The organism is Arcticibacter sp. MXS-1, from assembly GCF_041902385.1.
Taxonomy (GTDB): domain Bacteria; phylum Bacteroidota; class Bacteroidia; order Sphingobacteriales; family Sphingobacteriaceae; genus Arcticibacter.
Genome location: NZ_CP169244.1, coordinates 2169334 through 2193070 on the forward strand (window position 1 = coordinate 2169334; position 23737 = coordinate 2193070).

General features: G+C 48.6%; 23 protein-coding genes, 1 tRNA gene and 2 pseudogenes. 9 read left to right on the plus strand and 17 right to left on the minus strand.

Annotated elements, in window-relative coordinates; genetic code table 11:
• Positions 1–6: 6 nt before the first annotated feature.
• Together cdaA and folP are read right to left on the minus strand one after the other, a co-directional pair.
• On the minus strand, positions 7–801 hold the full coding sequence (cdaA, locus tag ACES2C_RS09360) for a diadenylate cyclase CdaA (protein ID WP_374166681.1): 795 nt from the start codon (positions 799–801) through the stop codon (positions 7–9).
• A gap of 408 nt (positions 802–1209) precedes the next feature.
• On the minus strand, positions 1210–2076 hold the full coding sequence (gene folP, locus ACES2C_RS09365) for a dihydropteroate synthase (RefSeq protein WP_374166682.1): 867 nt from the start codon (positions 2074–2076) through the stop codon (positions 1210–1212).
• Positions 2077–2126: 50 nt separating this feature from the next.
• On the opposite strand from folP, the gene ACES2C_RS09370 reads away from it, so the two are divergent.
• The 4 genes from ACES2C_RS09370 (at position 2127) to ACES2C_RS09385 (ending at position 4995) form a co-directional block, all read left to right on the plus strand.
• Complete coding sequence (locus ACES2C_RS09370; RefSeq protein ID WP_374166683.1) at positions 2127–2672, plus strand: DUF1599 domain-containing protein; 546 nt, start codon at positions 2127–2129, stop codon at positions 2670–2672.
• Positions 2673–2835: 163 nt separating this feature from the next.
• On the plus strand, positions 2836–4029 hold the full coding sequence (locus ACES2C_RS09375) for a BT_3928 family protein (protein ID WP_374166684.1): 1194 nt from the start codon (positions 2836–2838) through the stop codon (positions 4027–4029).
• 13 nt (positions 4030–4042) lie between these two features.
• Positions 4043–4486, plus strand: a complete 444-nt coding sequence (locus tag ACES2C_RS09380) for a DinB family protein (RefSeq protein ID WP_374166685.1) — start codon at positions 4043–4045, stop codon at positions 4484–4486.
• A complete protein-coding gene (locus tag ACES2C_RS09385) occupies positions 4486–4995 on the plus strand; it encodes a shikimate kinase (protein WP_374166686.1) in 510 nt (169 codons plus the stop codon). The genes ACES2C_RS09380 and ACES2C_RS09385 overlap by 1 nt, the downstream gene beginning before the upstream one ends.
• Here ACES2C_RS09385 and ACES2C_RS09390 read toward each other — a convergent pair.
• The 12 genes and pseudogenes from ACES2C_RS09390 to ACES2C_RS09445 all read right to left on the minus strand — a co-directional run.
• Positions 4983–5492, minus strand: coding sequence for a phosphoribosyltransferase family protein (locus ACES2C_RS09390; RefSeq protein ID WP_374166687.1), 510 nt, complete (start codon positions 5490–5492; stop codon positions 4983–4985). The genes ACES2C_RS09385 and ACES2C_RS09390 overlap by 13 nt on opposite strands.
• Positions 5493–5576: 84 nt before the next feature.
• Positions 5577–5969 (minus strand): hypothetical protein, encoded by a 393-nt coding sequence (locus tag ACES2C_RS09395; RefSeq protein WP_374166688.1) that lies wholly within the window; start codon positions 5967–5969, stop codon positions 5577–5579.
• Positions 5970–5995: 26 nt separating this feature from the next.
• Positions 5996–7408, minus strand: a complete 1413-nt coding sequence (gene rlmD / locus ACES2C_RS09400) for a 23S rRNA (uracil(1939)-C(5))-methyltransferase RlmD (RefSeq protein ID WP_374166689.1) — start codon at positions 7406–7408, stop codon at positions 5996–5998.
• A 457-nt stretch (positions 7409–7865) separates the two neighbouring features.
• Positions 7866–8444, minus strand: a complete 579-nt coding sequence (locus ACES2C_RS09405; protein WP_374166690.1) for a TetR/AcrR family transcriptional regulator — start codon at positions 8442–8444, stop codon at positions 7866–7868.
• Between the two features lies 1 nt (position 8445).
• Positions 8446–8853: a hypothetical protein gene (locus ACES2C_RS09410; protein ID WP_374166691.1), complete on the minus strand. Its 408-nt coding sequence runs from the start codon at positions 8851–8853 to the stop codon at positions 8446–8448.
• The gene (gene pheS, locus ACES2C_RS09415; RefSeq protein WP_374166692.1) at positions 8853–9887 is read right to left on the minus strand and encodes a phenylalanine--tRNA ligase subunit alpha; all 1035 of its coding nucleotides are present in this window, start codon (positions 9885–9887) and stop codon (positions 8853–8855) included. The genes ACES2C_RS09410 and pheS overlap by 1 nt, the downstream gene beginning before the upstream one ends.
• A 132-nt stretch (positions 9888–10019) precedes the next feature.
• On the minus strand, positions 10020–11207 hold the full coding sequence (gene kbl / locus ACES2C_RS09420; protein ID WP_374166693.1) for a glycine C-acetyltransferase: 1188 nt from the start codon (positions 11205–11207) through the stop codon (positions 10020–10022).
• A 272-nt stretch (positions 11208–11479) separates the two neighbouring features.
• On the minus strand, positions 11480–11857 hold the full coding sequence (locus ACES2C_RS09425; RefSeq protein ID WP_374166694.1) for a two-component system response regulator: 378 nt from the start codon (positions 11855–11857) through the stop codon (positions 11480–11482).
• Between the two features lie 50 nt (positions 11858–11907).
• Entirely contained in the window at positions 11908–12198 is a 291-nt protein-coding gene (locus ACES2C_RS09430; protein WP_374166695.1) for a hypothetical protein, read from the minus strand.
• Between the two features lie 95 nt (positions 12199–12293).
• Positions 12294–12944, minus strand: coding sequence for a response regulator (locus tag ACES2C_RS09435; RefSeq protein ID WP_374166696.1), 651 nt, complete (start codon positions 12942–12944; stop codon positions 12294–12296).
• A gap of 141 nt (positions 12945–13085) precedes the next feature.
• Positions 13086–14552, minus strand: coding sequence for an LptF/LptG family permease (locus ACES2C_RS09440; protein ID WP_374166697.1), 1467 nt, complete (start codon positions 14550–14552; stop codon positions 13086–13088).
• A gap of 24 nt (positions 14553–14576) precedes the next feature.
• A pseudogene (locus ACES2C_RS09445) lies at positions 14577–14948 on the minus strand (START-like domain-containing protein); the annotation flags it as partial.
• A 133-nt stretch (positions 14949–15081) separates the two neighbouring features.
• Here ACES2C_RS09445 and ACES2C_RS09450 point away from each other — a divergent pair.
• Both ACES2C_RS09450 and ACES2C_RS09455 read left to right on the plus strand, forming a co-directional pair.
• Positions 15082–15155: transfer RNA gene (locus ACES2C_RS09450), tRNA-Met, on the plus strand.
• Positions 15156–15360: 205 nt separating this feature from the next.
• Positions 15361–15645, plus strand: coding sequence for a winged helix-turn-helix transcriptional regulator (locus ACES2C_RS09455; RefSeq protein ID WP_374166938.1), 285 nt, complete (start codon positions 15361–15363; stop codon positions 15643–15645).
• Between the two features lie 42 nt (positions 15646–15687).
• Here the strand turns inward: ACES2C_RS09455 and ACES2C_RS09460 are convergent, their stop codons facing one another.
• Positions 15688–16065: a winged helix-turn-helix transcriptional regulator gene (locus ACES2C_RS09460; RefSeq protein ID WP_374166698.1), complete on the minus strand. Its 378-nt coding sequence runs from the start codon at positions 16063–16065 to the stop codon at positions 15688–15690.
• Between the two features lie 202 nt (positions 16066–16267).
• On the opposite strand from ACES2C_RS09460, the gene ACES2C_RS09465 reads away from it, so the two are divergent.
• Complete coding sequence (locus ACES2C_RS09465; RefSeq protein WP_374166699.1) at positions 16268–16870, plus strand: FMN-dependent NADH-azoreductase; 603 nt, start codon at positions 16268–16270, stop codon at positions 16868–16870.
• A gap of 610 nt (positions 16871–17480) precedes the next feature.
• On the opposite strand, the gene ACES2C_RS09470 is transcribed toward ACES2C_RS09465, so the two are convergent.
• Positions 17481–17906, minus strand: coding sequence for a DoxX family protein (locus ACES2C_RS09470; RefSeq protein ID WP_374166700.1), 426 nt, complete (start codon positions 17904–17906; stop codon positions 17481–17483).
• 118 nt (positions 17907–18024) lie between these two features.
• Between ACES2C_RS09470 and ribB the strand changes: the two are divergent.
• Positions 18025–18566, plus strand: a pseudogene (gene ribB, locus ACES2C_RS09475) (3,4-dihydroxy-2-butanone-4-phosphate synthase); the annotation flags it as partial.
• A gap of 132 nt (positions 18567–18698) precedes the next feature.
• A complete protein-coding gene (ribA, locus tag ACES2C_RS09480; RefSeq protein WP_374166939.1) occupies positions 18699–19256 on the plus strand; it encodes a GTP cyclohydrolase II in 558 nt (185 codons plus the stop codon).
• A 12-nt stretch (positions 19257–19268) separates the two neighbouring features.
• On the opposite strand, the gene ACES2C_RS09485 is transcribed toward ribA, so the two are convergent.
• Positions 19269–23726: a translocation/assembly module TamB domain-containing protein gene (locus ACES2C_RS09485; protein ID WP_374166940.1), complete on the minus strand. Its 4458-nt coding sequence runs from the start codon at positions 23724–23726 to the stop codon at positions 19269–19271.
• Positions 23727–23737 lie beyond the last annotated feature (11 nt).

Consider the following 23737-nt stretch of genomic DNA (forward strand, 5'->3'; position numbering starts at 1 on the left):
AAGCAGCTAAATGTCCCTGGTGAGCAGCTTCTCCAGATCCCGATAGCTTACATCCATTCTTACCCGGCCCTGTTTGGCGTAAGCTATCTGCCCCGTTTCTTCGGAAACGATCACGGCAACGGCATCGCTCATTTCGGTGATACCAATTCCTGCCCGGTGGCGCAGGCCGAACTGCGGAGGAAGCTTGATGTTGTCGCTCACGGGAAGGATACAGCTTGCCGCTTTGATTTTGCCTTCTGAGATGACAACTGCCCCGTCATGCAGGGGGCTGTTCTTTTTAAAGATCGTCTCTATGAGCCGCTTTGAAATAAATGCGTCAATGGGCTCCCCTGTGTTCTGGTAGTACTGGTCGTCGAAGTATTTAGCAAAGACGATCAGTGCCCCCGTGCGGCTGTTCTGCATGCTCTTGCAGGCATCGATGATCGGTTTTACAGACGTTACTGTGGCCTCTTTTTCCAGCTCCTTCTTCCCCGAAAGGATCGTTTTCCATAATTTGTTCCGGTGGAGAGCTGCGTTTTTACCGATCAGAAGCAGGAAGCGCCGGATCTCCTGCTGGAAGACAATGATGAGCGCAAGGAAACCAACTGATACAAAGCCACCGAGAATATTGCTGAGCAACCGCATATGAAGCTGCTCCGTAATGAGATACACCAAATAGATGATGATGAGCCCCAGTACAATGTTCACGGCTATGGTTCCCCGGATGAGGTTGTAAATGTAATATATGATAAAGGCGACCAGGATAATGTCGATAATATCCAGGAAGCGGAGGTGCAGAAAGCTCAGGTCAAATCGGTCCATCTCTTCTTTAGTCCTTCTTGTGCAAGTATTTGTTTTAAAAGGTCACAACACACCTTCAGACGGCTTCACTCCGGCTTGCCGGCATTCGCGCTGAACCTAGGTTGTGGTTGTGGACAAGATAGGAAATTCGCCGCATCTTGCGAAGAACAGTCGTTTTTTCTTGACGGATAGTGCCGGCTCTTCAGAACGCAGTATATTCAGCCGGGCATCTTGCGCTTCCCTGATCTTCGGCGCAAAACTAGCCCGTTCCTTCCGGGTGCTTTCCCACCTTTCTCCGAGCCTTCTCTTAGACACGCTCAGCACTGATTCGGGACAGGTACTCATCTGTATCTCCCTTCAATGGGGCGGCGGTAAAGGTCGAGTAAAGCGTGTCTACGCCAAGGGCAGAACTGGATTGAAGAACAGGTATTATCCTGCTGCGGAGCCAAGGGCGGTTACCAGCCTGACTGCCTCAACTGCCTCTTTAACGTCGTGCACGCGGAGAATGTCGGCGCCCTGCATCAGGGCGATGGTATTTAAGACTGTTGTGCCGTTGAGTGCATCTGCGGCCGTCGTGCCAAGGGTTTCCCAAATGGTCCTTTTTCGCGAAAGGCCGGCCAGGATAGGGAGTCCGAGCGCTTTCAGGCGGGAACCACTTTTTAGTAAGCTGAAGTTGTGGTTTTTCTTCTTCGCGAAGCCGAAACCGGGATCAACGATAATGTCGTTCAGCCCCAGTTGCCTCAATCGTCCCGTCTTTTCAATGAGGTAGCCCATCACTTCCTGCACCAGGTCATCGTATTCTGCAAGGGAGTTCATGGTCTGAGGAGTACCTTTCATATGCATCAGAATATAAGGGACCTGAAGCCGGGCCACTGTTTCAAACATAGCAGGGTCAAGTTCTCCGCCTGAGATGTCATTGATCATGTGCGCTCCTTCTCCGATGGCTGCTTCGGCAACGCAGGCACGGAAGGTGTCGACAGAGAGGATTGCTTGAGGAAATTTGCTTGATAAGCGCATGATGACAGGGAGGAGTCGCTGTTTTTCCTCTTCTGCCGTGATATCTGCCGCGCCCGGACGCGACGAGTAAGCTCCCAGGTCGAGGATATCTGCGCCATCCCGCAGCATCGTTTCTGCTACAGCCTCTGCCTCGTCAAGCGAACTAAGCCGGCTGCCGGCGAAAAATGAGTCGGGCGTAATATTGAGAATGCCCATTACCTTCGGACTGCTAAGATCCAGAAGGCGTCCGCGGGCATTAATCGTTTTCTTTACCTGAAAAACCGTATTTTTATCCCTCATAATCGCAAAATAGCGCTTTATTCATCTTTAAATCAAATATCGTAAACGTTTTGGCACATAATACTTCCGAAGAATTTGATGCGGTAATTCGCAGTTGCAGAGATCTTTTTATCAGGAAAACAAAGGATTACGGAACCGCCTGGCGCATATTGCGTTTAAGCTCTATCACTGATCAGATCTTTATCAAAGCACAGCGCATCCGGACTCTGGAGGAGAAGAAAGTGTCGAAGGTGGGTGAAGATATCACCTCAGAATACGTAGGCATCATCAACTACTGTGTGATCGCTATGATACAGATGGGGCTTTCGGATGATGACCCTGCCGATCTTCCTCCCGATCAGGTCGCAGAGTTGTACGATTCAATTGTAAAAGAGACGCGCGACCTGATGTTTGCCAAGAACCATGATTACGGAGAGGCATGGCGCGACATGCGCATCAGCTCTCTGACCGATCTCATCCTGATGAAACTTTTCAGGGTGAAGCAAATTGAAGATAACCAGGGGCAGACTCTGGTATCAGAAGGGGTGAAGGCTAACTACCAGGATATGCTGAACTACTCCGTCTTCGCATTGATCAAGCTCGGGTACAGCAGGTAACAACTGCCGCTTGCTGGCTGCGGTCTCCCAGGGTATTTTGGAGACTTTTTCTCCGGCAGCCATGTCTGTGGTAGTAGCAGCAGTGTCGGAAAATGAAAAAAATGAAATATGATTTTCTGCTATCTTTACCGTACCAGATCAGACATAAGAAATTTACCGACCCATGTGTGCTAAAACAACAGATACCCTTACTCATCCGGTTTGCTCCCGCGACTACCTGCTTTTGTTCTCCAGAATTTTTGTCGGGGTGCTTTTTATCTTTTCCGGGCTGATTAAGGCAAATGATCCGCTTGGCTTTGGCTACAAACTGGAGGAATATTTTGAAGTTTTTCATACTACCTTCCTTAATGATTATTCTGCAGGCCTTTCTATTCTGATATGTGCCTTTGAAGTGATCCTGGGCGGAGCCTTGCTGCTCGGCTACAAGGGAGTACAGGTAGCATGGGGCCTTCTGCTGCTGATCATATTCTTTACTTTTCTTACTTTCTGGTCGGCTGCGTTCGACGTAGTAAGAACCTGCGGCTGTTTTGGCGACGCCATTCCGCTCACTCCCTGGCAATCGTTCAGTAAGGATCTGATCCTGCTTGCTTTTATTCTGGTGATCTTTGTGAAGCGGAAAAAGATCGCACCATTGTTCGGCAAAAAGCTAATGGACATTGCTGTAGGCGTTGTGGTTGTTTTGTCTTTTGGCTTCGGCTTGTACACATATAATTTCCTCCCTGTCATTGATTTTTTGCCCTATCATAAAGGGGCCAACCTCCCTGCGTATATGAGTGTGCCTCCCGGTGCTCCGCAGGACGAGTATGAGATCAACTACACGCTGAAGAATAAGAAGACGGGGGAAACGAAACGGATGACGGATAAGGAGTACCTTAAGACCGAGATCTGGAAAGATGCCAACTGGGAGATAACCGGCGAACCTGAAAATAAGCTCATTAAAAAGGGGTATCAGCCAAAAATCAGTGATCTCCGCATCATGGATAGTCAGGGCACAGATTACACCCGCGAGATCATTGAGAGCCCCTATTATAACCTCGTGGTCGTTGCATATAACCTGCCGGAGACCAATGTCAAGGCCATCGGCGATCTTAATGCCCTGGCCATTAATGCGGGGGAGAACTATAACATCCGCGCAGTACTGCTCACCTCTGCCTCGGCGTCATCAGCTGAAGAGTTCAGCAGAAAGAATCGCCTGGTTATGGAGACATTCTATGTCGACGCCGTGCCGCTGAAAAGTATGGTCAGGGCTAATCCCGGACTGCTTTTGTTAAAGGACGGAGTGGTAGTCAACAAGTGGCATTTTCGTGCACTCCCGTCTTATCAGGAATTGGAAGAGAACTATTTCAGAAATAATTAGACGAATTTACATCATGCTGGAGGAACTGCTGCGATACACCAGGGTTGCTGATAAGAGGGTGATTGACACCTTTCGGTTGGCCGCAAAACCGCTCCCCGAAGCGGAGAGGCTATTCTCTCACGTGCTGAATGCCCAGCACATTTGGGCCTGTCGGGTGCTGGGGCATGCCCCCCGCTTCAAAGTACACGAAGTTCACCCTTCTGAGCGCTTCTTGGAGATCCATGAAAACACGATTGCAGATCTCTATAAGATATTGAAAGAGGCGGACCTTCAGTCTCAGATCTCTTACTCCACCTCCAATGGCAAGGCGTTCACCAGCAAGGTAGCCGACATTCTGCTGCACGTGTTGAACCATTCCACTTATCACCGGGCACAGATCGCTACCCTATTTCGTCAGAACGGCGTAGAGCCTCCTGTAACCGACTATATCTTCCTGCAGCGGGAGGATGCTCTGTGATGATCTTTTTGATCGGCTTTATGGGGTCAGGGAAGACCACTTTAGGGAAGAAGCTTGCGCTGCGCCTTTCCGTTCCTTTTATTGACCTGGACCATCTCTTACAGGAACGTGCGGGAATGACAGTACCTGACTATTTCAGTCAGCATGGCGAGCAACGGTTTCGGGAGCTGGAGAAAGATGTATTGCAGAGCTCGGTTTTTCCGGCCAGCTGCGTGGTGGCCACCGGAGGAGGAGCACCCTGCTATTTCAACAATATGGAGTGGATGAACAACAATGGCCTGACGGTATATTTGTCGCTGCCGCCTGCCGTGCTTGCGGCGCGTCTGGAGAAGGCAAGCGAAGTAAGGCCAGTCCTCAAAGATCACAAAGGTGAGGCGCTGGTAAGCTTTATAGGGTCGAAATTAAGTGAGCGCGAACCGTTCTACAGCCAGGCAAAGCTTACTGTTTCAGGCATTAGCCTGACGGCGGAAAAGCTCGCTGCCGCCATCCGTAACTATCAGCGCAGGTAAACACCGTCATTTGCCCGGTTCTCATCGTCGAGAAGGACATCTACATGTTCTTTTATCACGGTAGCCAGCTCTGTACCAACGTAGTCGGGCGACACGGGGAAGATCCGGTGGCTTCTTTCCATCAAAGCAACGGTCCTCAGTTTCTTGAGGGGGATGTTCAGGAAAAGACCGATGCCGTAGGCCAGCGTGCGGCCCGTATTAATCACATCGTCTACCACAATCACCACCTTATCCCTGCAATGTTCAATGGCAAGATCGGTACTTGCGTCCAGGACAGAGCTCTTTTTGTCGAGGCTGATCTTGATGAGGGTGATGCGGATGCCTGAAATCCTTTCAAGCTCTGCTTTCAGCCGTCCTGCTATCGTATAGCCGTAGTCGATGATTCCTGCTATCACAATTTCCTCTTCCTCAATGTTGTCTTCCCATACCTGGTAGGCAATGCGGGTGATCTTCTGCTGGATCTGATCGGGTGTTAATATCAGTAATGATTGATTCATCTTTCTCTCTGTGTATTACCCTGGCGGGCAATCAATAATAGGGATTTGTGCGTTTAATATCAAAGGCCATTGTTATTAAACGAACTATTTGTAAGGATAAAATACGAAGTTGGCGCCTTCCGGAACAATAACAAACAGGCACATATAGTCTTCGGGTTTCTTGAAGTGTTTGATAAAGCCTGCTTTCTTTTCTTCCAGGATCACTCCTTTCTCAATAAACTCCTCCAGCGTTGCGGCCTGGATACTCCAGCTTGTATTGAGCTCGTCTTTGTCGAGGATCATTTCTCCGATGCTAACCTGATGCTGGTGAGCAATAAAGATTGGATAGGCCGACAGGCCTTCTACCATAATCTCAGTGGCCACTTCCTTAATAGAATCACTATACAACACCAGATCTCTTTCCAGACTTTTTAACGGGCTTTCCTTTTTTGCAGGCTGTCCGTCGTTCTGCTGATTCATTAATTCCTGTAAGTCCATATCTTGTAAACTAATACTGCTAAGTCTTATTGATCATGAAGTTCGAGCAACACCACGTTTTCCACATGCTGCGTATGAGGGAACATGTCTACCGGGTGGATTTTCAATACGCGGTATTTCTCTTTTAACAGGGCAAGGTCGCGTGCCTGAGTGGCTGCGTTGCAGCTTACATAGACGATCTTCCGGGCCTCCATCTCAAGCAGGCGCGCGACAACGTCGGCGTGCATCCCTGCCCGCGGAGGGTCAGTGATCACCACGTCAGGCTTGCCGTGTCTGGCAATGAATTCTGCGTCCAGCACATCCTTCATGTCCCCCGCATAAAAAGTGGTGTTTCCAATATTATTGATCGAGGAGTTCAGTTTGGCATCCTCAATTGCGGAAGGAACATACTCAATACCAATTACCTCCCGGACGTGGCGGGCTACAAAGTTGGCGATAGTGCCAGCGCCCGTATAGAGATCGTACACCAGCTCATTGCCCGAGAAGCCTGCCAGCTTCCGTGTCACGCTGTACAATTCATAAGCCTGAAGGGAATTTGTCTGATAGAAGGACTTTGCACCTATCTTAAACTTCAGCCCTTCCATCTCTTCGAATATATGATCGCGGCCAGCGTAGACATGGATATCCTGATCGAAGATCGTGTCGTTCTTCTTCTGATTAATCACGTATAAGAGGGAGGTGATCTGAGGAAAGCGGCTTTGCAGAAAGCTCATCAGCGATTCAACCTGTCCCTCCTCAGGATAAGCGAACACGACAATGACCATCAGTTCGTCCGTTGTAGAGGTACGGATGATCAGGTTCCGGAGAGCTCCCTCATGTTGGCGCAGGTCGTAGAATGAGATGCCGTTCTCAAGCGAAAAAGTTCTTACACTGTTCCTGATCTCATTTGAAGGGTCTGTCTGCAGGTAGCACGTCTCGATGTTGAGGATCTTGTCAAAGCGCAGCGGGACGTGAAAGCCAAGCGCGTTCATCTCGGCGTCATTGTTATTTTCAATGTCGTCGCTGGTCAGCCAGCGCTTGTTGGAAAAAGTAAATTCAAGCTTGTTGCGGTAATATCTTGTCTCAAATGAAGGAAGAATAGGATGCGTGCTGCTCACATCGATCCTGGCGATGCGGCTGAGGGCGTCTGTCACGCTCTTCTGCTTGAACTGCAGCTGTGCGTCGTACGTCATGTGCTGCCATTTACATCCGCCGCAAATGCCGAAGTGAGGGCAGAAAGGCTCGGTCCGATGCTCGGAGGCCTCTGTTAGTTTGGTTATTTTTGCTTCTGCGAAATTTTTCTTCTTCCGGATCAGCTCTGCATCCACCAGGTCTCCCGGCACGGCCTTCTCGATAAAGAGCACGAGGTCGTCAGCTTTCCCTACTCCCTTTCCCTCTTCTGCAATGTCTATAACCCTTATATTTTCAATAAACTTCTTGTCCGCCGGAATTTTCTTCATACGCGGCAAAATTAAGATAAATATTATCAGCTATCGAACTGAGGGAAGTTTTTGAGGATTTAAATGCTGGATAAGGCACAAAGAGGTTTAGCTCACTTCAAAAAGTGGGGCTACAGCCAATTTTTCGATCCTCAGTTAAAGAAGCGCAGGATAAATTCAATAACCCCGGCGAAGGGATTTCCCGCAAAATCAAACTGCTCATCAATGCTGTTGGAGAAATCAAGTAACTCTTTGCTCATGACGGCTCTTTTTTTGCTAATATACCAATAAAACATACCGAAAACCAATTTGGTTTTTAAAATATTTCGGCAGGTTTTACCTGTGGAAATATTTTAGCTGTTAGCAGTTAGCTGTCAGCATTCGGCTTTCAGCTTTCGGCATTCGGCATTCGGCTTTCTGCTTTCAGCTTTTCTGATTGCTGAGAGCTGAAAGCCAACAGCTAACCGCCAACTGCCATCTAATGCAAGGTTGCCTTAATTAAATAGGGGAGGATCTCTTTCTGGAAATTGATAAAGTTCTTGCGGACGTCGGCATCGGTAACTGAAGTAAAAGCATAGGAGAAGACGATGCTCTTGCTTGCCTTGATCAGGAAGCGAAGACTATCGGTTGACGACTGATCGTTTTTCATCAGATGAGTTTCCTTAAACGAGCGGATCAGCAGCTTTTCCATATCGTCGGACAATAACTTCAGGAAGCCCTGCGAATTGGCCGACTCGCGAATAAAATCCCAGCCGATAAATTCATTGCAGATCGTGTAAGATATGCGGCAGGTCTTAAAAATTAGTTTGCTCAGATAGGTCTCCGGATTGTTCTCATTATGAGCATTCCGGATCATCTCGTCCACGCTCGCGCTGATATAATCCATCAGGATATAATGGAGGAGCACCTCTTTACTGTCGAAGTATTTGTAGATCGTGGCTTTCGCTATTTTGGCTCTCTTTGCGATCTCGTTGACGCTGGTCTTGTGGTAACCATACTTTCTGAAGAGGTCCTGGGCAGCCTGAATGATGCTTTCTCTGATTTTGTCGACTTCCATTTTAGTTGATCACGGTGTAAAATCCCGGCTGACTTTGCACAACACTGTATTGTTTCAAAGCCCTCGTTGCCGGGGCCTTTGCCGGTGCTCCGTCAAGGATTGAAAACATGGCACCGCTGCATGGATCGGTCAGGGTAAAGGCGGTATCTCCCGCCTGCACGGCACATCTTTTTTCCGGGTTTACGGTACTGCACCTGTCGAATGCCACGTATTCGCCGCCACTAACCTTAAAGATCACCAGCCCTGCTACCCCGTAGCCGTTCACGAAGTACAAGCCGTTGCCGTCTCTCTTCTGTTGATATTCTACGTCCGAGAACCTAAAATTCACGTACGTGTCAGGTATAATGGAGTCTTCCTTGCCACAGGCAACAAGAAGAAAAAGGCCGATCATCATTACATATCTTGACATTATATCACCTCACTTTGGAACTGTTTCAGAAAACGCACATCGTTCTCAGAAAAAAGACGCAGGTCTTTAATCTGATACTTCAGATTTGTAATACGTTCAATGCCCATGCCAAAAGCGTAGCCTGTATATTTTTTGCTGTCGATGCCGCAGTTTTCAAGTACGTTGGGATCTACCATTCCGCAGCCAAGGATTTCCACCCATCCTGAGTATTTGCACATCGGGCAGCCAGAGCCTCCGCAGATCGAACAGGAGATATCCATTTCAGCCGAGGGCTCGGTAAACGGGAAGTAGGAGGGTCTGAAACGCACCTTTGTACCTTCCCCGAACATTTCCTGTACGAAATAGAAAAGCGTCTGTTTAAGATCGGCAAAAGAGACATTCTCGTCAACGTAGAGGCCTTCAACCTGGTGGAAGAAGCAGTGTGCCCTTGCTGAAATAGCTTCGTTCCGGTACACACGACCGGGCATGATGGCACGGAAGGGTGGCTGGCCGTTCTCCATCATACGGACCTGTACCGACGATGTATGTGTACGAAGAGCGATGTCGCCCTTCTCCGCATCTTTCTTCACGAAGAACGTGTCCTGCATATCGCGGGCCGGGTGTTCTGCCGGGAAATTAAGGGCTGAAAAGTTGTGCCAGTCGTCTTCAATTTCCGGACCTTCAGCTACAGAGAAGCCCAGCTTCTTAAAAATATCAATAATTTCCTTGCGCACCAGCGACAAGGGGTGGCGGGCACCTGTCTCAAATCCTTCTCCGGGAAGAGACAGATCCTGTTTGGTGTCTGCCGCAGCAGTTCCTGATTCAAACTGTTCCTTATAGGTCTGGTGCTTTTCTTCTGCCAGCTTTTTAAACTCATTCAGTACTTTACCCAATACGCGCTTTTCTTCTGCCGATACCGCTTTAAATTCGTCGAACAGGTCCTTGATAATTCCTTTCGTTCCAAGGAATTTGATCCTGAAGGATTCAAGTTCGGCGGCCGACTTAGGTTCAAATGCGTTTATCTCTTCCGTATACTGATTGATCTTAGCTTGCATGCTCTTCTTCTATAAAAACTCCTGACAGCAGGAGTATACCTTGTTATGCGGCAAATTTAATAAAATTATGGATAGCCGAAGGGGCAGAATAAGCGCAGGAAGGCGGCCGCTGCAGCCTCCCTTTCGCTTCTTTTAAATCACTCCAAGTTCCTTGCCTACCTTTGTAAAGGCTGCAATGGCCTTGTCGAGGTGTTCCTGCTCATGAGCCGCTGAGAGCTGCACTCGGATCCGTGCTTTTCCCTGAGGCACTACAGGATAGTAAAAGCCGATCACATAGATGCCTTCCCGGAGCATGCGCGCTGCAAATTCCTGCGAAAGTTTCGCATCATATAGCATCACCGGCACAATTGGATGGATCCCTGGTCTAATATCAAATCCGGCGGCTGTCATTTGCTCGCGGAAGTAGCGGGTATTCCTTTCCAGCTTGTCTCTCAGTTCCGTGGTTTCGCTCAGCATGTTCAGTACAGCGATCGAAGCGCCGGTGATAGCAGGGGCGAGGGTGTTAGAGAAAAGATATGGGCGCGAGCGTTGTCTGAGCATGTCGATAATCTCCTTGCGACCGGAGGTAAAACCGCCGGATGCGCCGCCCAGGGCCTTGCCCAGCGTTCCCGTGATGATATCGATCTTGTCCATCACGCCGTGATGTTCATGCGTGCCACGTCCGGTCTTTCCGATAAATCCGGAACAGTGGCTTTCATCGATCATCACTAATGCTTCGTACTGCTCTGCAAGCTGGCAGATCTTGTCGAGCTGGGCAATGGTGCCGTCCATAGAAAAAGCACCATCAGTCACAATGATCCGGTGGCGACAATTCGCTGCTTCTTTCAGCTTGTTTTCAAGGTCATCCATATTGTCATGCTTGTAGCGGAAGCGCTGCGCCTTGCACAATCGTACGCCGTCAATGATAGAAGCATGATTCAGTTCGTCAGAAATAATAGCATCCTGGTCGTTGAAGAGCGGTTCAAAGACCCCTCCGTTTGCATCGAAAGCAGCGGCATAGAGGATCGTGTCTTCAGTGCCCAGAAACTCAGAGATCCTGGCTTCAAGCTCCTTGTGGATATCCTGTGTTCCGCAGATAAACCGCACTGACGACATGCCGTAACCATGACTGTCCATCACCGCCTTTGCTGCCTCAATTACCCTGGGATGCGATGACAGTCCAAGATAGTTGTTCGCACAAAAGTTGATAACCGACCCGCCGCCCTGCACACTAATCTCCGCCGCCTGCGGCGATGTTATAATTCTCTCTCGTTTGTATAAGCCTGCGTTCTCAATGTCTGCCAATTCTTTTTGCAGTACCGGTTGAAGTGTTTTGTACATTGCTCAATTGATTTAGGCAGTAAAAATCGGTATTATTAAGGGATCTGATCCAGAATTTTTATTTTTTTGAAAGGTATTTGGTTTTAGGAAGCGGGGAATTGCTCTGAACCTGGTTTTATGCCTGCTGTCATGCCGTTTTTCCGGCCTGTCCATTGACGCCTTACCTTTTTTACAGCCTGTAGAGGTTCGGCCCTCCCGAGGAGGGAGGCGTTTAACGGGTTTAGCCCCGGAAATACATCCGGGGCTGGGTGACAGAGAGATTTAATATAGAGCTAAGAAAAGTCTTCTGTAGCATGCAGGCAGGTGTTCACGTGCTCTATCAGCTCCGAAAGGTCAAACGGCTTTGCAATAAAAGCGTCGCAGCCGTAGTCGCCAAGAGATAGCAAGACCCTGGGATAAGCGGATATAAGAATGACGGGGATGTGAGAGGTCGCTTCGTTCGTTTTAATCTGGTGGCATATTTCGCCGCCATTGATTCCGGCCAAAATGTAATCAACCAAGACAAGATCAGGCTTGAACTCTTCAATAACCTTAAAAATATCGTCAGATTTATCTGCAGTCTTTACTGCAAATTTGTTGTACTCAAGAGCTGCTTCAAGGGCATCCAGCACAGCTTCATCGTCGTCGAGAATCAGGATCTTTTTCGTCATATTCATTAGATTCTAAGAAGAGTTATTTTTGAAAATTGTTTTTCATACGCTCAGGCGATCTTAAGCAGGTATTTTTTGAAGGGGTTCACATCGTCCCTGTCTAATAAAACGCTGATCCCGCTCTCTTCGTATAGAAAGTTCATGTCTTCCGCTTTCCCTTCGATGCGGAAACAGACGTCATAGCCGATTCTGGGGCCCGACAGGTTTGGTTTGGATAATACGGGTACAAGTAGTATCGCCTTCGTATCCTGGCGATTTTCGGTTTGCTTTCTTGAAAGGAGATACTTATATCCCTGGCTTCTAAGAAACTCGAGCAGATAGGGTCTCAATAGTGTTTTCATATGCTTTTCCAGTAGGTAGTACAAAGGTAGAGACAAGACCGGCCGGAAGACAAGAGTAGTAATACCCTAATTAATTAGGAAACTACCCGATTGGACTATGCGTCAATCAGCCTGTATTTAATGGCGATTTTAATCAGCTCCGCCGTGTTTTTCGCGTTCGTCTTGTCGATCAGATTCTGCCGGTGCCCTTCCACTGTCCTTCGGCTCGTATAGAGCATGTCGGCAATTTCCTTGTTGGTGTATCCTTCCGAAATTAAATGTAGTACCTCTTTTTCCCGCTTTGACAAAACGATAGACGGTTTTTTATCTTTGTAGTTATCCATGCCGGCGGATGATTTAGACAGAAACTTTAAAGAGAGTTCGGAGCAGATATAGGGCTGGCCTGACATGACATGCCGCAGGGCGTATAAGAGTTCCTCTTTTGATACACTTTTGAGAAGATATCCTTTGGCACCCATATGTATGGCTTTTATTACCTGGTCGGCCCGGTCTATGATACTTAAAATAAGGACTTTCGTTTCCGGGGCAATTTCGCGTACCTCTTCTAGCAGAGAAAGCCCGTCCAGGTCCGGCATCATGATGTCCGTGAGTAATATATCAGGAATTACGCCCCCCTTGATCTTTTCAATAACTTCGTTTCCGTTTGTGGCCTCGTCGATGATACTCAGCCAGGGCTGATCCTCCAGCAAAGCTCGAATTCCCTGTCTTACAATAAAATGATCTTCTGCTAATGTAACTTTAACCAATGCGATCCTTGAGTTTAAGTAGACCTCAAATATCTATGTTAAGATTTTCTCTTAGCTGATGGAAATATACTTGATTTTGAAAAAAAAATACCTGATTTAGGCCTGATAGCCTAATAGGCGCAGTTGCGGCACCTTTTCAGCTCAAAGGGCAGAGCCGCTCCCTCTACAAGTCCCTCTTTTTTTGCTGAACCTGGCGAAGAATTTCTGGAACGCCAGCTTGTAGTACTCAAGGTCAAACAATGCCGAGTCACTGGCCGCTTTGTACGTCAGGAAAGCTCCCAGAGGGGCCAGCACAACGATGGCGATCCACATGCCTGCTACCGGGGTGATCGTTCCTTCTTTCGCTGATTTCTCGCCGATAGTCGAAATGATATGGTAGATGAGGAAGAAGATGATCGACATCACCACAGGCAGGCCGAGCCCTCCTTTTCTGATGATGGCCCCCAGCGGTGCTCCTATGGAGAAGAGGACCAGGCAGGATACAGACAAGGTAAACTTACGGTTGTACTCTATGATGTAGCGCCTTATACTTCGTTCGTAGCTTGTGTATTCTTCTGTTCTGGCCACCAGGGTCTCAGTAACCGAGCGCGCCTCACTCTGAGCATAACTGATCGCCGAAGTACGGTCTTTAGGCGGAATAAGTTCCGTTACATTCTTGCTATACGTACTGATCTTGTCTCTTGCAATTTTAGGCATTGTTTGGTAGGAGGGGGCGAAGAGCCGGTAAGAAGGAGCAAGGTACGCCCATATGGCTTTTGCGGCACTGTCAGCTTGCCGCGTCGTTGAGTCGCCGTAGTATTTAAGCTGGCGCAGGTTGAGCATGGCATAGTTACTCTTAAACAGGCTTTCATCTGTCCGCTGCATCTTGAAGCCCGAAAGGTCAAACTTCTGTTCTGTTTCCCTGAACCTGAAGCGCGTGAACTGCTGCCGCGGGTTATACCCTTTTTCGCCGGCCCGCTCTTCATATCGTACGCCGTCTTTCAGAAGAAGTACAAGGGTCTGATCGTTATCTATCTTATACATCAGGCCCGACTTGGCGAGGATAGCCGAGATATTGCCGTTGGAGTTGGTCTGGTCGTAAATAAGAACATTATGCAGCGTGCGCCCGTCGGGGTCTTTTTTCTGCACCCGAATTGAATAGCCTTCGATGCTGTTATTGAAGATGCCCTCCTCAATAAGGAAGGCCGCCTTCTGATTCCTGACATCCCAGAGCAGCGAGCCCATCTTCAGGTTAGCTACCGGAAGCATATAATCGGAGAACAGGAACGCACCCACGCTCATCATCGAAACAAGCACAATGAGAGGAGTCATGGCTTTTTGCAGGGAGATGCCGGCCGATTTGATCGCCACCAATTCGTAGTTTTCTCCCAGGCTTCCGAAGGTCATGATAGAAGAAAGCAGCATCGCCAGAGGCAGAGCCATGGCCACGTTGGTTGCTGATGCATACCAAAGCAGCTGAAGAATAACGTACCATTCAAAGCCCTTTCCAATCAGATCGTCGATGTACTTAAAAAGAAACAGCATCAACAATACAAACATCACAATGAAAAAGGTCACAATGAAAGGACGTATAAACGCCTTAATTATGAGCAGATAGACTTTCTTCACCTTGCAAAAGTAGGGAAAATCAGCTTACACCCCTAGCACGCGGATCAAATAGTCGATCTGGTTGTCCCAGATCAGCTTTCGTTCTTCGAGCGACTCCTCCGGCACAAAGTCGGTAACGCCCAGGGCGACGTCATTTGTAAGCTCATCCTGCAGGATTTCCATCTCGAAATAATACTGCGGATCATCATCGAGCCATTTAAATCTGACAAGTTTGTTGTCTTTAGCAAGCAGGAGCTTTGCTTTATGGTCCTCTCCGTCCCATACAAAGGTGAAAATCTGGTCTTTATACGTAACTTCGTCAGCAAACCACTGCGAAAGCCCATTTGGCTCACTAAGAAAGCCAAATAGAATCTTGGGGGAGGAATTGACTTCGTACTCTAATGTAAGCTTCTTTTTTCAGACATTTTTGGTTTATGAGCAAAATTATCGCAGGGTTTTTTTAGATTTAATTTCTAAAGAAAAGTATTTTAAACTATATTTGCAACTCAATTTTGAAAGGGGGGTATAATCACCTTCTAAAGTTGAATACGGCGGGGTAGCTCAGATGGTTAGAGCGTAGGATTCATAACCCTAAGGTCGGCAGTTCGATCCTGCTCCCCGCTACAAAAAAGCCACTGAAAGTGGCTTTTTTTATTTACGACCTTGCCGGACATTTCGGATCATCTTACCACGCTATAGTTGTTGAATTACTATCATTCAAGCTCTCCCCGGCGACTTTACTGTAGGAGGTGGAGGCTAAATAAAAAAGTGCCCATTAACTAACGGCACAATCAAATTCGTTACTCAAAAGCTTTTTGGTACATGGTTTATTCATGAGGGACACAAACGCCCGAGTGAATTGCAGCGCAAAACACCTGACGCTTCCAGAGGGGTTTTGGGCATTCAATTAAAGGATCTGGAAAGTCATGAACTGATCTCCCGCAAGACCTACCCGGTCATGCCTCCGAGGGTGGAGTATAACCTTACGGAATTCGGCAAGACATTGATCCCGCTGATACACGCCATCGGGCTGTGGGGCGTAGAACACCAGGAGAAACTGAGAGAGGTTATATCCCGGCAATTTGCTTACGGTAACACTGAGGCTGAAAACTAAAGGCTTGCTGGCATAAGGTTAGCAAAAGCGCTTTTCCTGGATCTACTGTGATTTACGCATACTTTGCCTGATCTTTTCGCGGTGCTGCATTCCCCATTCCTTAAGTTCAAAAAGAACCTTCGACAGGGACTGACTATAAGAAGTTGCCTCATAAATGACCTTTACCGGATTTTCCGGATCAACTTTGCGCACGATAAATTCATTCAGTTCCAATTCTTTGAGGTCTTTCGCCAGCATTTTAGGGCCAATACCTTTCAAAACTCTCTGCAACTCACCAAAGCGTTTCGGCGATTCCGTCAGTGAGAATATTAATGCTAATTTCCATTTACCACCTAATACATACAAGGCATCGCTGATATAGCTGGCGCTGGCCGCACAAGCCTCCTCCGTGTGGACGGTCTGATCATCAAGTATTTCCATGCACAAAAGTAATCACTTCCTCCGATGGAAGCGCTTCCACGCAGGGAAGTAGGGGTGTTTCGCCCTTTAGAGACCCTAACTTAGCCGAAAGTTATGAAAGCAACAAAGATCATTTTTGGGACCACTACTCTGGTCATTGTTCTGGTCTCCTGCTTCACTTACCAGCGATCGCTTCATTCTAAAAATCAAGTTAAATAATACCATGAAAACAATTCTTCATTTAATTTCAAGTCCCCGCCAGGAAGCTTCCGTAAGTATCAAGCTGGGCCGGGCAATAGTAGAGCGCCTGCAGCAACAATTTCCAGGCAGCAGGGTGAACGAAGTAAATCTGCTGGACGAAAACATTCCTCATCTCGGTGCTCCGCATCTGCAATCATTTTTTACTCCCGAAACAGAGCTCAACTCTCAAGACCGGGAGGCAATTGCCTATTCTGACAGGGCCATTAGCCAGCTCAAGAATGCTGATATTGTCGTTCTTGGTGCACCTATGTACAATTTCACCATCCACTCTTCCCTGAAAGCCTGGATAGACCACATCGCCAGGGCAGGTAAGACCTTCCGTTATACAGACCATGGGCCTGAAGGCCTGGTTGGCGACAAGAAGGTATACCTTGCTGTAGCCTCTGGCGGCGTTTATTCTGGCGGGCCGTATGAGCCGTATGACTTCGTGGTTCCTTACCTTAAGAATATTTTGGGCTTTTTAGGCATGACCGACGTGACTGTCTACCGGGCAGAAGGGCTTAACATCCCGGTTCTTCAGGACCATGCCCTGGATGAGGCGATTGCAAACATCAACCTTGAGTGACGTGCCGTCATTGCAGCCCGGTGTTTCTAAGCTCTACAACTGCCTCTGGAAGGATCATTCAGCGTTTTAAGCGATAGTTCACCGACGGGTTGGGGGCGACTGCTTTTTGAGTATCTGCTCAATTTGCTTGACGCTCTTACAAACCACATTGAGGAAGCTGAAAGAATGCGCTGCCCCGCGGTTCAATGTATTAACGTACAGAGCGGATGATCATAAAAAATTTGCTCATGAGAAAATATTGCTTGCACGTTAGTCACGCTTAGCTGATAAGCTTTGTTGTTATTGTTTGGGTCGCGACGCAGGACGAGACAAGGGGCAGACAAACGCGAGATATGCGGGGACCCTGTTGCAGAAAGAACCGAGTCAGAACCGAGTCAGGACCGAGTCAGCACCGACTTGCCACCGAGTCAACCCGGTGCTGATCCGGTCCTGACTCGCTCTTGTTTTACTGATGTTTTTCTGTTGCACTGTCCATATCTCTCATCGGGTACGTCCCGGTCCCGCGACGGTACCTAACCGGTTAAATGCATGGCAGTGCCAGTCGCAGGGGATTCCTGTCCGTCAGAAGAAAGAGCAAATAGTTCAATAGTGAAGAGATGCGTGTCTGGCGTTAAGAGTTACTTAGCGCCCGGTCAAACGACCACCTCCCGGCACCTTTGATGAGCAGAAAGATGTTACCCAGCAGCATTGCCCAGTCTGTCCGGCTTTCGTGAAACATCTTCCAGATGCCCTGCTCGGCAAGGATCTCGACTTTGGTCAGCGTGAGTGCCGACAGCATAATGGCAATCAGCGGTACCGTGGCTAGCCGTGAAAGGAGCCCCATCAGCACCAGTGCGCCGCAAACGATTTCTGTGGTGCCTACCGCTGTTGCCCACGTTTCGGGCGAAGGCAGTCCGATCTTGCTAAAGCGCCCGGCTCCTACAGCAGCGGGGAAGAGAAATTTTTGTATGCCTTCCGACAGAAATACGGTGCCGATCATGATCCTGATGAAGATAGTTCCGGACGACCGGTCGGTTTCGAGTAGTTTTTTTATCATATGAAAAATTTAGTCGCATGCTGCACTTCCGTCTCGCTTCTAATTTAGTAATTAAGCCGATATATCTTTACCTGCCGATTATAGAATTCTTCAGGGAGAAGTGTAATTTTGCTACACAATGGAAATTCAATTGAATACAATAGAGGAAGCGATTGCGGAGCTGAAGGCCGGAAAAGTGATCATCGTAGTAGACGACGAGGATCGCGAGAATGAAGGCGACTTCGTGACAACAGCCCGCAATGTAACTCCCGAGATAATTAACTTTATGGCGTCTCAGGGCCGAGGGCTTATCTGTGCTCCCCTGAGTGAGAGCCGGTGCGATGAGTTGAAGCTGAACCCGATGGTGGGTAAGAACACCGCTCTGCACGAAACCAACTTTACCGTCTCGGTCGACCTGATCGGGAATGGCTGTACCACCGGAATCTCTGCTTCAGACCGCGCAAAAACTATCCAGGCGCTGATCAATCCGGCCACAACTCCTGAAGATCTGGGGCGTCCGGGTCATATCTTCCCGCTGAGAGCGAAGGAGGGGGAGTATTACGCCGTGCCGGGCATACCGAAGCGGTAGTGGATCTCGCCAGTCTTGCGGGTATGGAACCCGCGGGTGTTTTGGTTGAGATCATGAAAGAGGATGGTGAAATGGCCCGTCTTCCTGATCTCGTCAAAATCGCTGAGAAATTCAATCTGAAGATCATCTCAATCAAAGATCTGATCACCTACCGGCTGCAAACCGAAACGCTGATCACCAAGGATGTCTCGGTTAACCTCCCTACAGAATGGGGCGATTTCCAGATGGTAGCCTATACCCAGATCAATACCGGCGAACACCACCTGGCCCTGATCAAGGGCGAATGGGAAGCTGACGAGCCAGTCCTTGTACGCGTTCACAGTTCCTGCGTTACGGGCGACATCTTCGGATCCTGCCGCTGCGACTGCGGTCCGCAGCTTCATAAGGCCATGGAAATGATCGATAAGGAGGGGAAAGGCGTGGTGATCTACATGAACCAGGAAGGCAGAGGCATCGGACTGATCAATAAGCTCCATGCTTATAATCTGCAGGAGCATGGTTTTGACACCGTGGATGCCAACCTGAAGCTTGGCTTCAAGATGGATCAGCGCGACTACGGCATCGGGGCTCAGATCTTACGTAGCCTTGGCATCACCAAGATGCGCCTGATGTCCAATAATCCGACCAAGAGAGCCGGACTAATTGGTTACGGACTCGAGATCGTAGAGAATGTCCCAATCGAAATAAAATCGAACAAGCATAACGAGAAGTACCTCACAACGAAACGCGACAGGATGGGGCACACCATCCTCGGTGAACATCTTAATGGAAGCGTCGGATAACCCGGCGCTTTTTTATTTCGATCTTTTACTGCTCTCTTCGCGGCCAGGAAGTACAGCTGAAGGGCTGGTAGCCGGGGTGACAGGCGATGGCGAGGGGATAGGACCCTGATTCCTTCTTTCGTCTCTTCTGCGCTGTCCCACCAGAGCGCGCAGGAACTCTCCGAATGTCTCAAAATCCTGCCTGTATACCAGTCCCAGCGCACTTATATAATCCTGCTCGGGAGTAGGGCTAAGGAAATTCCGGTTGTTCAGCCTGTTTGATACCCGGGCTGTCAGACTCCCATCTTTGTTGATCAGATAAAGCATCTCCGCATCCCTTGTCACCGTGTTTCCAATGAAATTGTAGTCGTTCACGTCCGCACGCCGGTCTGTCACCCCTGCTGTTAACATCAGCCGGTCATTCAGGAAGCGGAAGGACGCGCTCGCCTCGTTCAGCGAACGAATGTTAAGGTCTACAAAGTTGAGGTTGAGCCACTGAGCCAGGATATTATTAAATTGGTTGACAAACAGCTCGGTGGTTGCCGAGATCAGGGTACTGTTCACCGCCTGTACATTTACCCCTCCCGTATTGGGAGAAAAGGACCTTCTGACAATCAGACTCAGGGCCTGCGTATTCTTGTTGTTTACATCGCTGAAGTAACTTTGCAGCTCATCTTTGATATTGGCGTCGGAGGGAAAATTGATGTCGAACGAGATGTCGGGCCGCGAAAGGTTGCCGCTGAGGTTCATGATCGCTTCTGTTTGCACTCTTCCCTCGCGGTCGGCGCGGCCTGCTGCTGTATATAGCGGGCGAATATCGGTTCTCAGGGCATAAATCGCTTTCAGGTTAATTAGCGCGTCGGCAGGGTCGCCCGTCCACCTGATGGACCCGCCCTGGCTGAGGTCAAAGATCTTATTGATAAAGTCCTGAGCCGTAAACTGGAATTTCCCGCTTGAGATCAGGTAATCGCCATACATCTCAAAGTCGCCCTGGCTCGTGATCTTCATGTTGATATTTGCGTTTCCGCGGCCGTTCAGTCTTCCCAGGTTGGTGAAGATGTTCACGATCGTGTTTTCGTCAACGCTCATGTCAATATTGAGCACCAGGCCGGGGAGGAAGAAAGACTGGTTTTTGGGCTTAAATGTCGAATCTTTAGCGACGAAAGAGATGAAATCGTTGTTGGCAACAGTTTCGGACGAATTCAGCGGGATATTAAAGACAGTTCCGTCTTCAGCCTTTGCATTAATATCGATCCTCATGTTGTCGGTAGGCCCTTTAAACCGGAAAGTGCCGGTGGCAAAAGCAGTACCATAATACAGGGGATTGTCTCTTGCCGTAGTGTTAAGTGCCATGAACTTGTTCGCCCTTACGGTCACGTCAATGTTCGGATTCCCCGGATTTCTCATATCGACCGTTCCGTTGGCGGTCGCTTTGTTGTTCTTAATGTCGGTCAGCTGCAGTCCGTTCAGGTTAATGACGCTGTTTGATACTGTCACCTCATCAGTAATGATATACGGCGTTTTCAGGTAGTTGACGGTAAGCTTTCCCTTGTTCAGGCTGAGCGTTCCGTTTATATGGGGGTCAAAAATATTCCCTGTTACTTTAAGGCGTGCGGAGACTTTTCCGCTCACGTCAGAAACAAGGTGGCGGATAAAAGGCTGAAAGATGACAAGCTCGTTGTCGTCCATGGTAAGCGTAAGGTCAAGTGTGTTATGTGCAGCTCCCGCATTATAGGTCCCCGCCACATTCATTGTATTCCTTCCGTCCTTGTCAATGTCCATATCCACATCAACCAGCTTGCTTTCGTTGTCCAGGCTGGCATTCAAACGGAGATTTCCGATGTAGATCTGATTCATAGCCAGCGAGTCGACCTTTAGTTCCGACTCGATATTGGGCTTTTTCATGGCTGCCAGCAGGCTGATATGCCCGTTCATCTCGCCGGTAGCCGTAATGCCCGCACCCCTGATGAGCGGGTTAAATGTTGCTACCTTAAACTTACTGAAGTCGACATTCAGCTTATCCTCATTCTTTTTGGAAATGACGCCGTCGATCGTCAGCAGCTGCTCATCCCGGCTTAACTCAAAATGCTGCACGAAGATCTTGTCCTGATCAAATCTGAATTTCACTTGTTCGGGTACTTTCCACACCTCCCGGTTAATGATCACGTCCGAGGGGAGGATACTTAATCGGGCAAGGGTATCGCGCCCGAATTCAATCAGCCCGTTTAAGTCGAGCTGGTTGGTTGCATCTTTATCCGACAGCTTTACGTTGAGTGCCAGGCTGTCGTCGTGAATGATATTTGCAATGTTGATGTTCTTAATGTAGAGGCTGTCTGTAAAGTCAACCCGGTCGGCTGTCAGGAATACGTTGAGCACGTCTCTGCCTGCTGATTCATCGAGAATGAAGTTGTTCACCTTCACCTTGCCGAACTGGATCAGGGGGCTGGAGCCATTTAATGCCGCAATGCCCTCGGCAGAAACGAAGTGTCCGTAGAATACCGCGCCCTCCGGTATTTTCAGGTCGGGCATAACAAGCATGCCGATCGGCCCAAAGTCCTTTAATCGCAGGTAAAAATTGAAGTTCTGATTACCATGCTTTACAATGGTGGTATGGAGGGACGGAATGTACCTCTTTACCACGGTTTTGAAGTAGGAAGGCAGGGTGTTGAGATCAAACTCCCCGCGGATATTGGTTTCCAGCAGGTCAGAGTTAACAGCAAGGATACGCGAAGGCCCGGTCCCGGAAGCAGAAACGTCTATAGCGCTTACAAGGAGCGAGGTGTCGGGGTTGGTGAGCCGGAGATGCGTCAGGTTGAGCTTACCCTGCACATTGTTAAGATCATTGCCTTTAAAGTTGGCTGTAAAGCGTGTTTCAGCGGAAATGGTATCCCGCGTAAATCCGAGCCTGTGAAGGCGCGCAAGGCCAATATCGGCGCTGAAATTAAACTCAGGAAGGGCACTGTTCATATTGATCCGCCCCTTAAAGCCCAGTTTCAGGTTTGGGTCGTTGATGTTGACGTCGCCGTTGAACAGCTTGTTGGAGACGCCTCCGTTCACTTTGATGTTCCGGTACTGATATTTGTTGAACACAATGTAGGCGGCATTCAGGTCAATATTGTCCTTCAGCTGGTCGAGGTTCAGACCTTGTCCTTTTATGTCTGCAGAGAACGAGGCTCTTCCCAGCCTGGCTTCACCCACCAGCGCTCCTATATCGAAGTCGCTCGCCTTAATGGTCCCTGAATAGGCTGACCTGCCATTTAAATTCATGCGCACGTCAGGTACTACACGTCCCAGGCTTGTTTTAAGTTCTCCTGATGCCCTGAAATCCTTGATGAGCCCGGTAAACCGGCCCTTGAAGTACACGTTCCCCAGCCGCTGGGTAATAGCCGGAACAATGGCAGACTCGCCGCTTAAACTCTTCAGCACCAGGTTCGCATCACGCTCGTTGGTCGAAAGCTGATCAAGCTTCAGGTCGAGGAAGGTCTTGTTGATGTAGGGAAGCCCCTTTATGTTGAAGTTTCCTTTGATGTAAGTTGCCTGCCCTGCCTTGATAGCGAAATTACGCGCTTTGATATTCCTGACGTACCCGCTCAGATGGCCACTGGCCTGTACCCTCGCGTTCATGAAGTCGATGGCGTCGGTGAAGAAGGAGATATCTTTCGAATTGATCGTCACATTTTTGAATCGCGTCTGAACGAATACGCGGCTTGTGAAGTTGTTGAAGTCTGAGAACTTGGAGTACCTCATGAGCAGGTAGTCGCGTATCCGCGTGGTGGGAGTCTCGAGCAGGAGCCTCTTAAACTCCATTTTATTGCTGTCGATGGTGGCGTCGGCACTCAGGTTCTTCAAATAAAAGCCGCTTTTCTCGCGGAAGTTCATGTTCCTGACAGAAGCCTTGAAGAGGTGGTTCTTCGTGTCGAGGTTCAGAATCGAGGTATTTAGCTGATAGAGAAGTATATCGTCGAAATTAATGCCCTTAACTTTCGAGTCATTGTTATAATTCCGGTACCTCAGGGCTAAGTTGTTGAGGACGATGCGGTCGAAGGTAATATCATAAGGCCGCTTTGAAGGCTTTTTCTTCGGATTGGGCTTACCAGAATCGAAATAGTTGATTATAAACTGAAGATTCGTTTTCCCGTCTTTGTATTCCTTCAGGAAGAATTTTCCGTTGTCGAGCTGAGCAGTATTAACGGATATTTTCCGCAGGCGTAATGACAGCAGATTGAGGTCAACCGTAAGCCTTGGAGCCGACAGAAGGGTATCTTTGTCCAGGTCCTGTACATAAAGCCCTTCGAGTACTACCGACTTAAAAGGCCGGATGTAGAGCGAGCTGATCTCGATCCTGGTGTTCAGCTCTTTGGAAAGGTAGCGTGCCGACCGTTTGGCGACATAGGTCTGCACCGGCTTAAACTGCAGCGCGATAATAAGAGACGCTGCCAGCAGGATGATTACCGACAGGACCCAAAGCGTTATTTTCAGTACTTTTTTAATAGTTTTGCAGT

Coding starts and splice junctions, on each gene's coding strand:
- cdaA (WP_374166681.1), bottom strand. CDS start 801: ATGGACCGATTTGACCTGAGCTTTCTGCACCTCCGCTTCCTGGATATT.
- folP (WP_374166682.1), bottom strand. CDS start 2,076: ATGAGGGATAAAAATACGGTTTTTCAGGTAAAGAAAACGATTAATGCC.
- ACES2C_RS09375 (WP_374166684.1), top strand. CDS start 2,836: ATGTGTGCTAAAACAACAGATACCCTTACTCATCCGGTTTGCTCCCGC.
- ACES2C_RS09380 (WP_374166685.1), top strand. CDS start 4,043: ATGCTGGAGGAACTGCTGCGATACACCAGGGTTGCTGATAAGAGGGTG.
- ACES2C_RS09385 (WP_374166686.1), top strand. CDS start 4,486: ATGATCTTTTTGATCGGCTTTATGGGGTCAGGGAAGACCACTTTAGGG.
- ACES2C_RS09390 (WP_374166687.1), bottom strand. CDS start 5,492: ATGAATCAATCATTACTGATATTAACACCCGATCAGATCCAGCAGAAG.
- ACES2C_RS09395 (WP_374166688.1), bottom strand. CDS start 5,969: ATGGACTTACAGGAATTAATGAATCAGCAGAACGACGGACAGCCTGCA.
- rlmD (WP_374166689.1), bottom strand. CDS start 7,408: ATGAAGAAAATTCCGGCGGACAAGAAGTTTATTGAAAATATAAGGGTT.
- ACES2C_RS09405 (WP_374166690.1), bottom strand. CDS start 8,444: ATGGAAGTCGACAAAATCAGAGAAAGCATCATTCAGGCTGCCCAGGAC.
- ACES2C_RS09410 (WP_374166691.1), bottom strand. CDS start 8,853: ATGTCAAGATATGTAATGATGATCGGCCTTTTTCTTCTTGTTGCCTGT.
- pheS (WP_374166692.1), bottom strand. CDS start 9,887: ATGCAAGCTAAGATCAATCAGTATACGGAAGAGATAAACGCATTTGAA.
- kbl (WP_374166693.1), bottom strand. CDS start 11,207: ATGTACAAAACACTTCAACCGGTACTGCAAAAAGAATTGGCAGACATT.
- ACES2C_RS09425 (WP_374166694.1), bottom strand. CDS start 11,857: ATGACGAAAAAGATCCTGATTCTCGACGACGATGAAGCTGTGCTGGAT.
- ACES2C_RS09430 (WP_374166695.1), bottom strand. CDS start 12,198: ATGAAAACACTATTGAGACCCTATCTGCTCGAGTTTCTTAGAAGCCAG.
- ACES2C_RS09460 (WP_374166698.1), bottom strand. CDS start 16,065: ATGGAAATACTTGATGATCAGACCGTCCACACGGAGGAGGCTTGTGCG.
- ACES2C_RS09465 (WP_374166699.1), top strand. CDS start 16,268: ATGAAAACAATTCTTCATTTAATTTCAAGTCCCCGCCAGGAAGCTTCC.
- ACES2C_RS09470 (WP_374166700.1), bottom strand. CDS start 17,906: ATGATAAAAAAACTACTCGAAACCGACCGGTCGTCCGGAACTATCTTC.
- ribA (WP_374166939.1), top strand. CDS start 18,699: ATGGTAGCCTATACCCAGATCAATACCGGCGAACACCACCTGGCCCTG.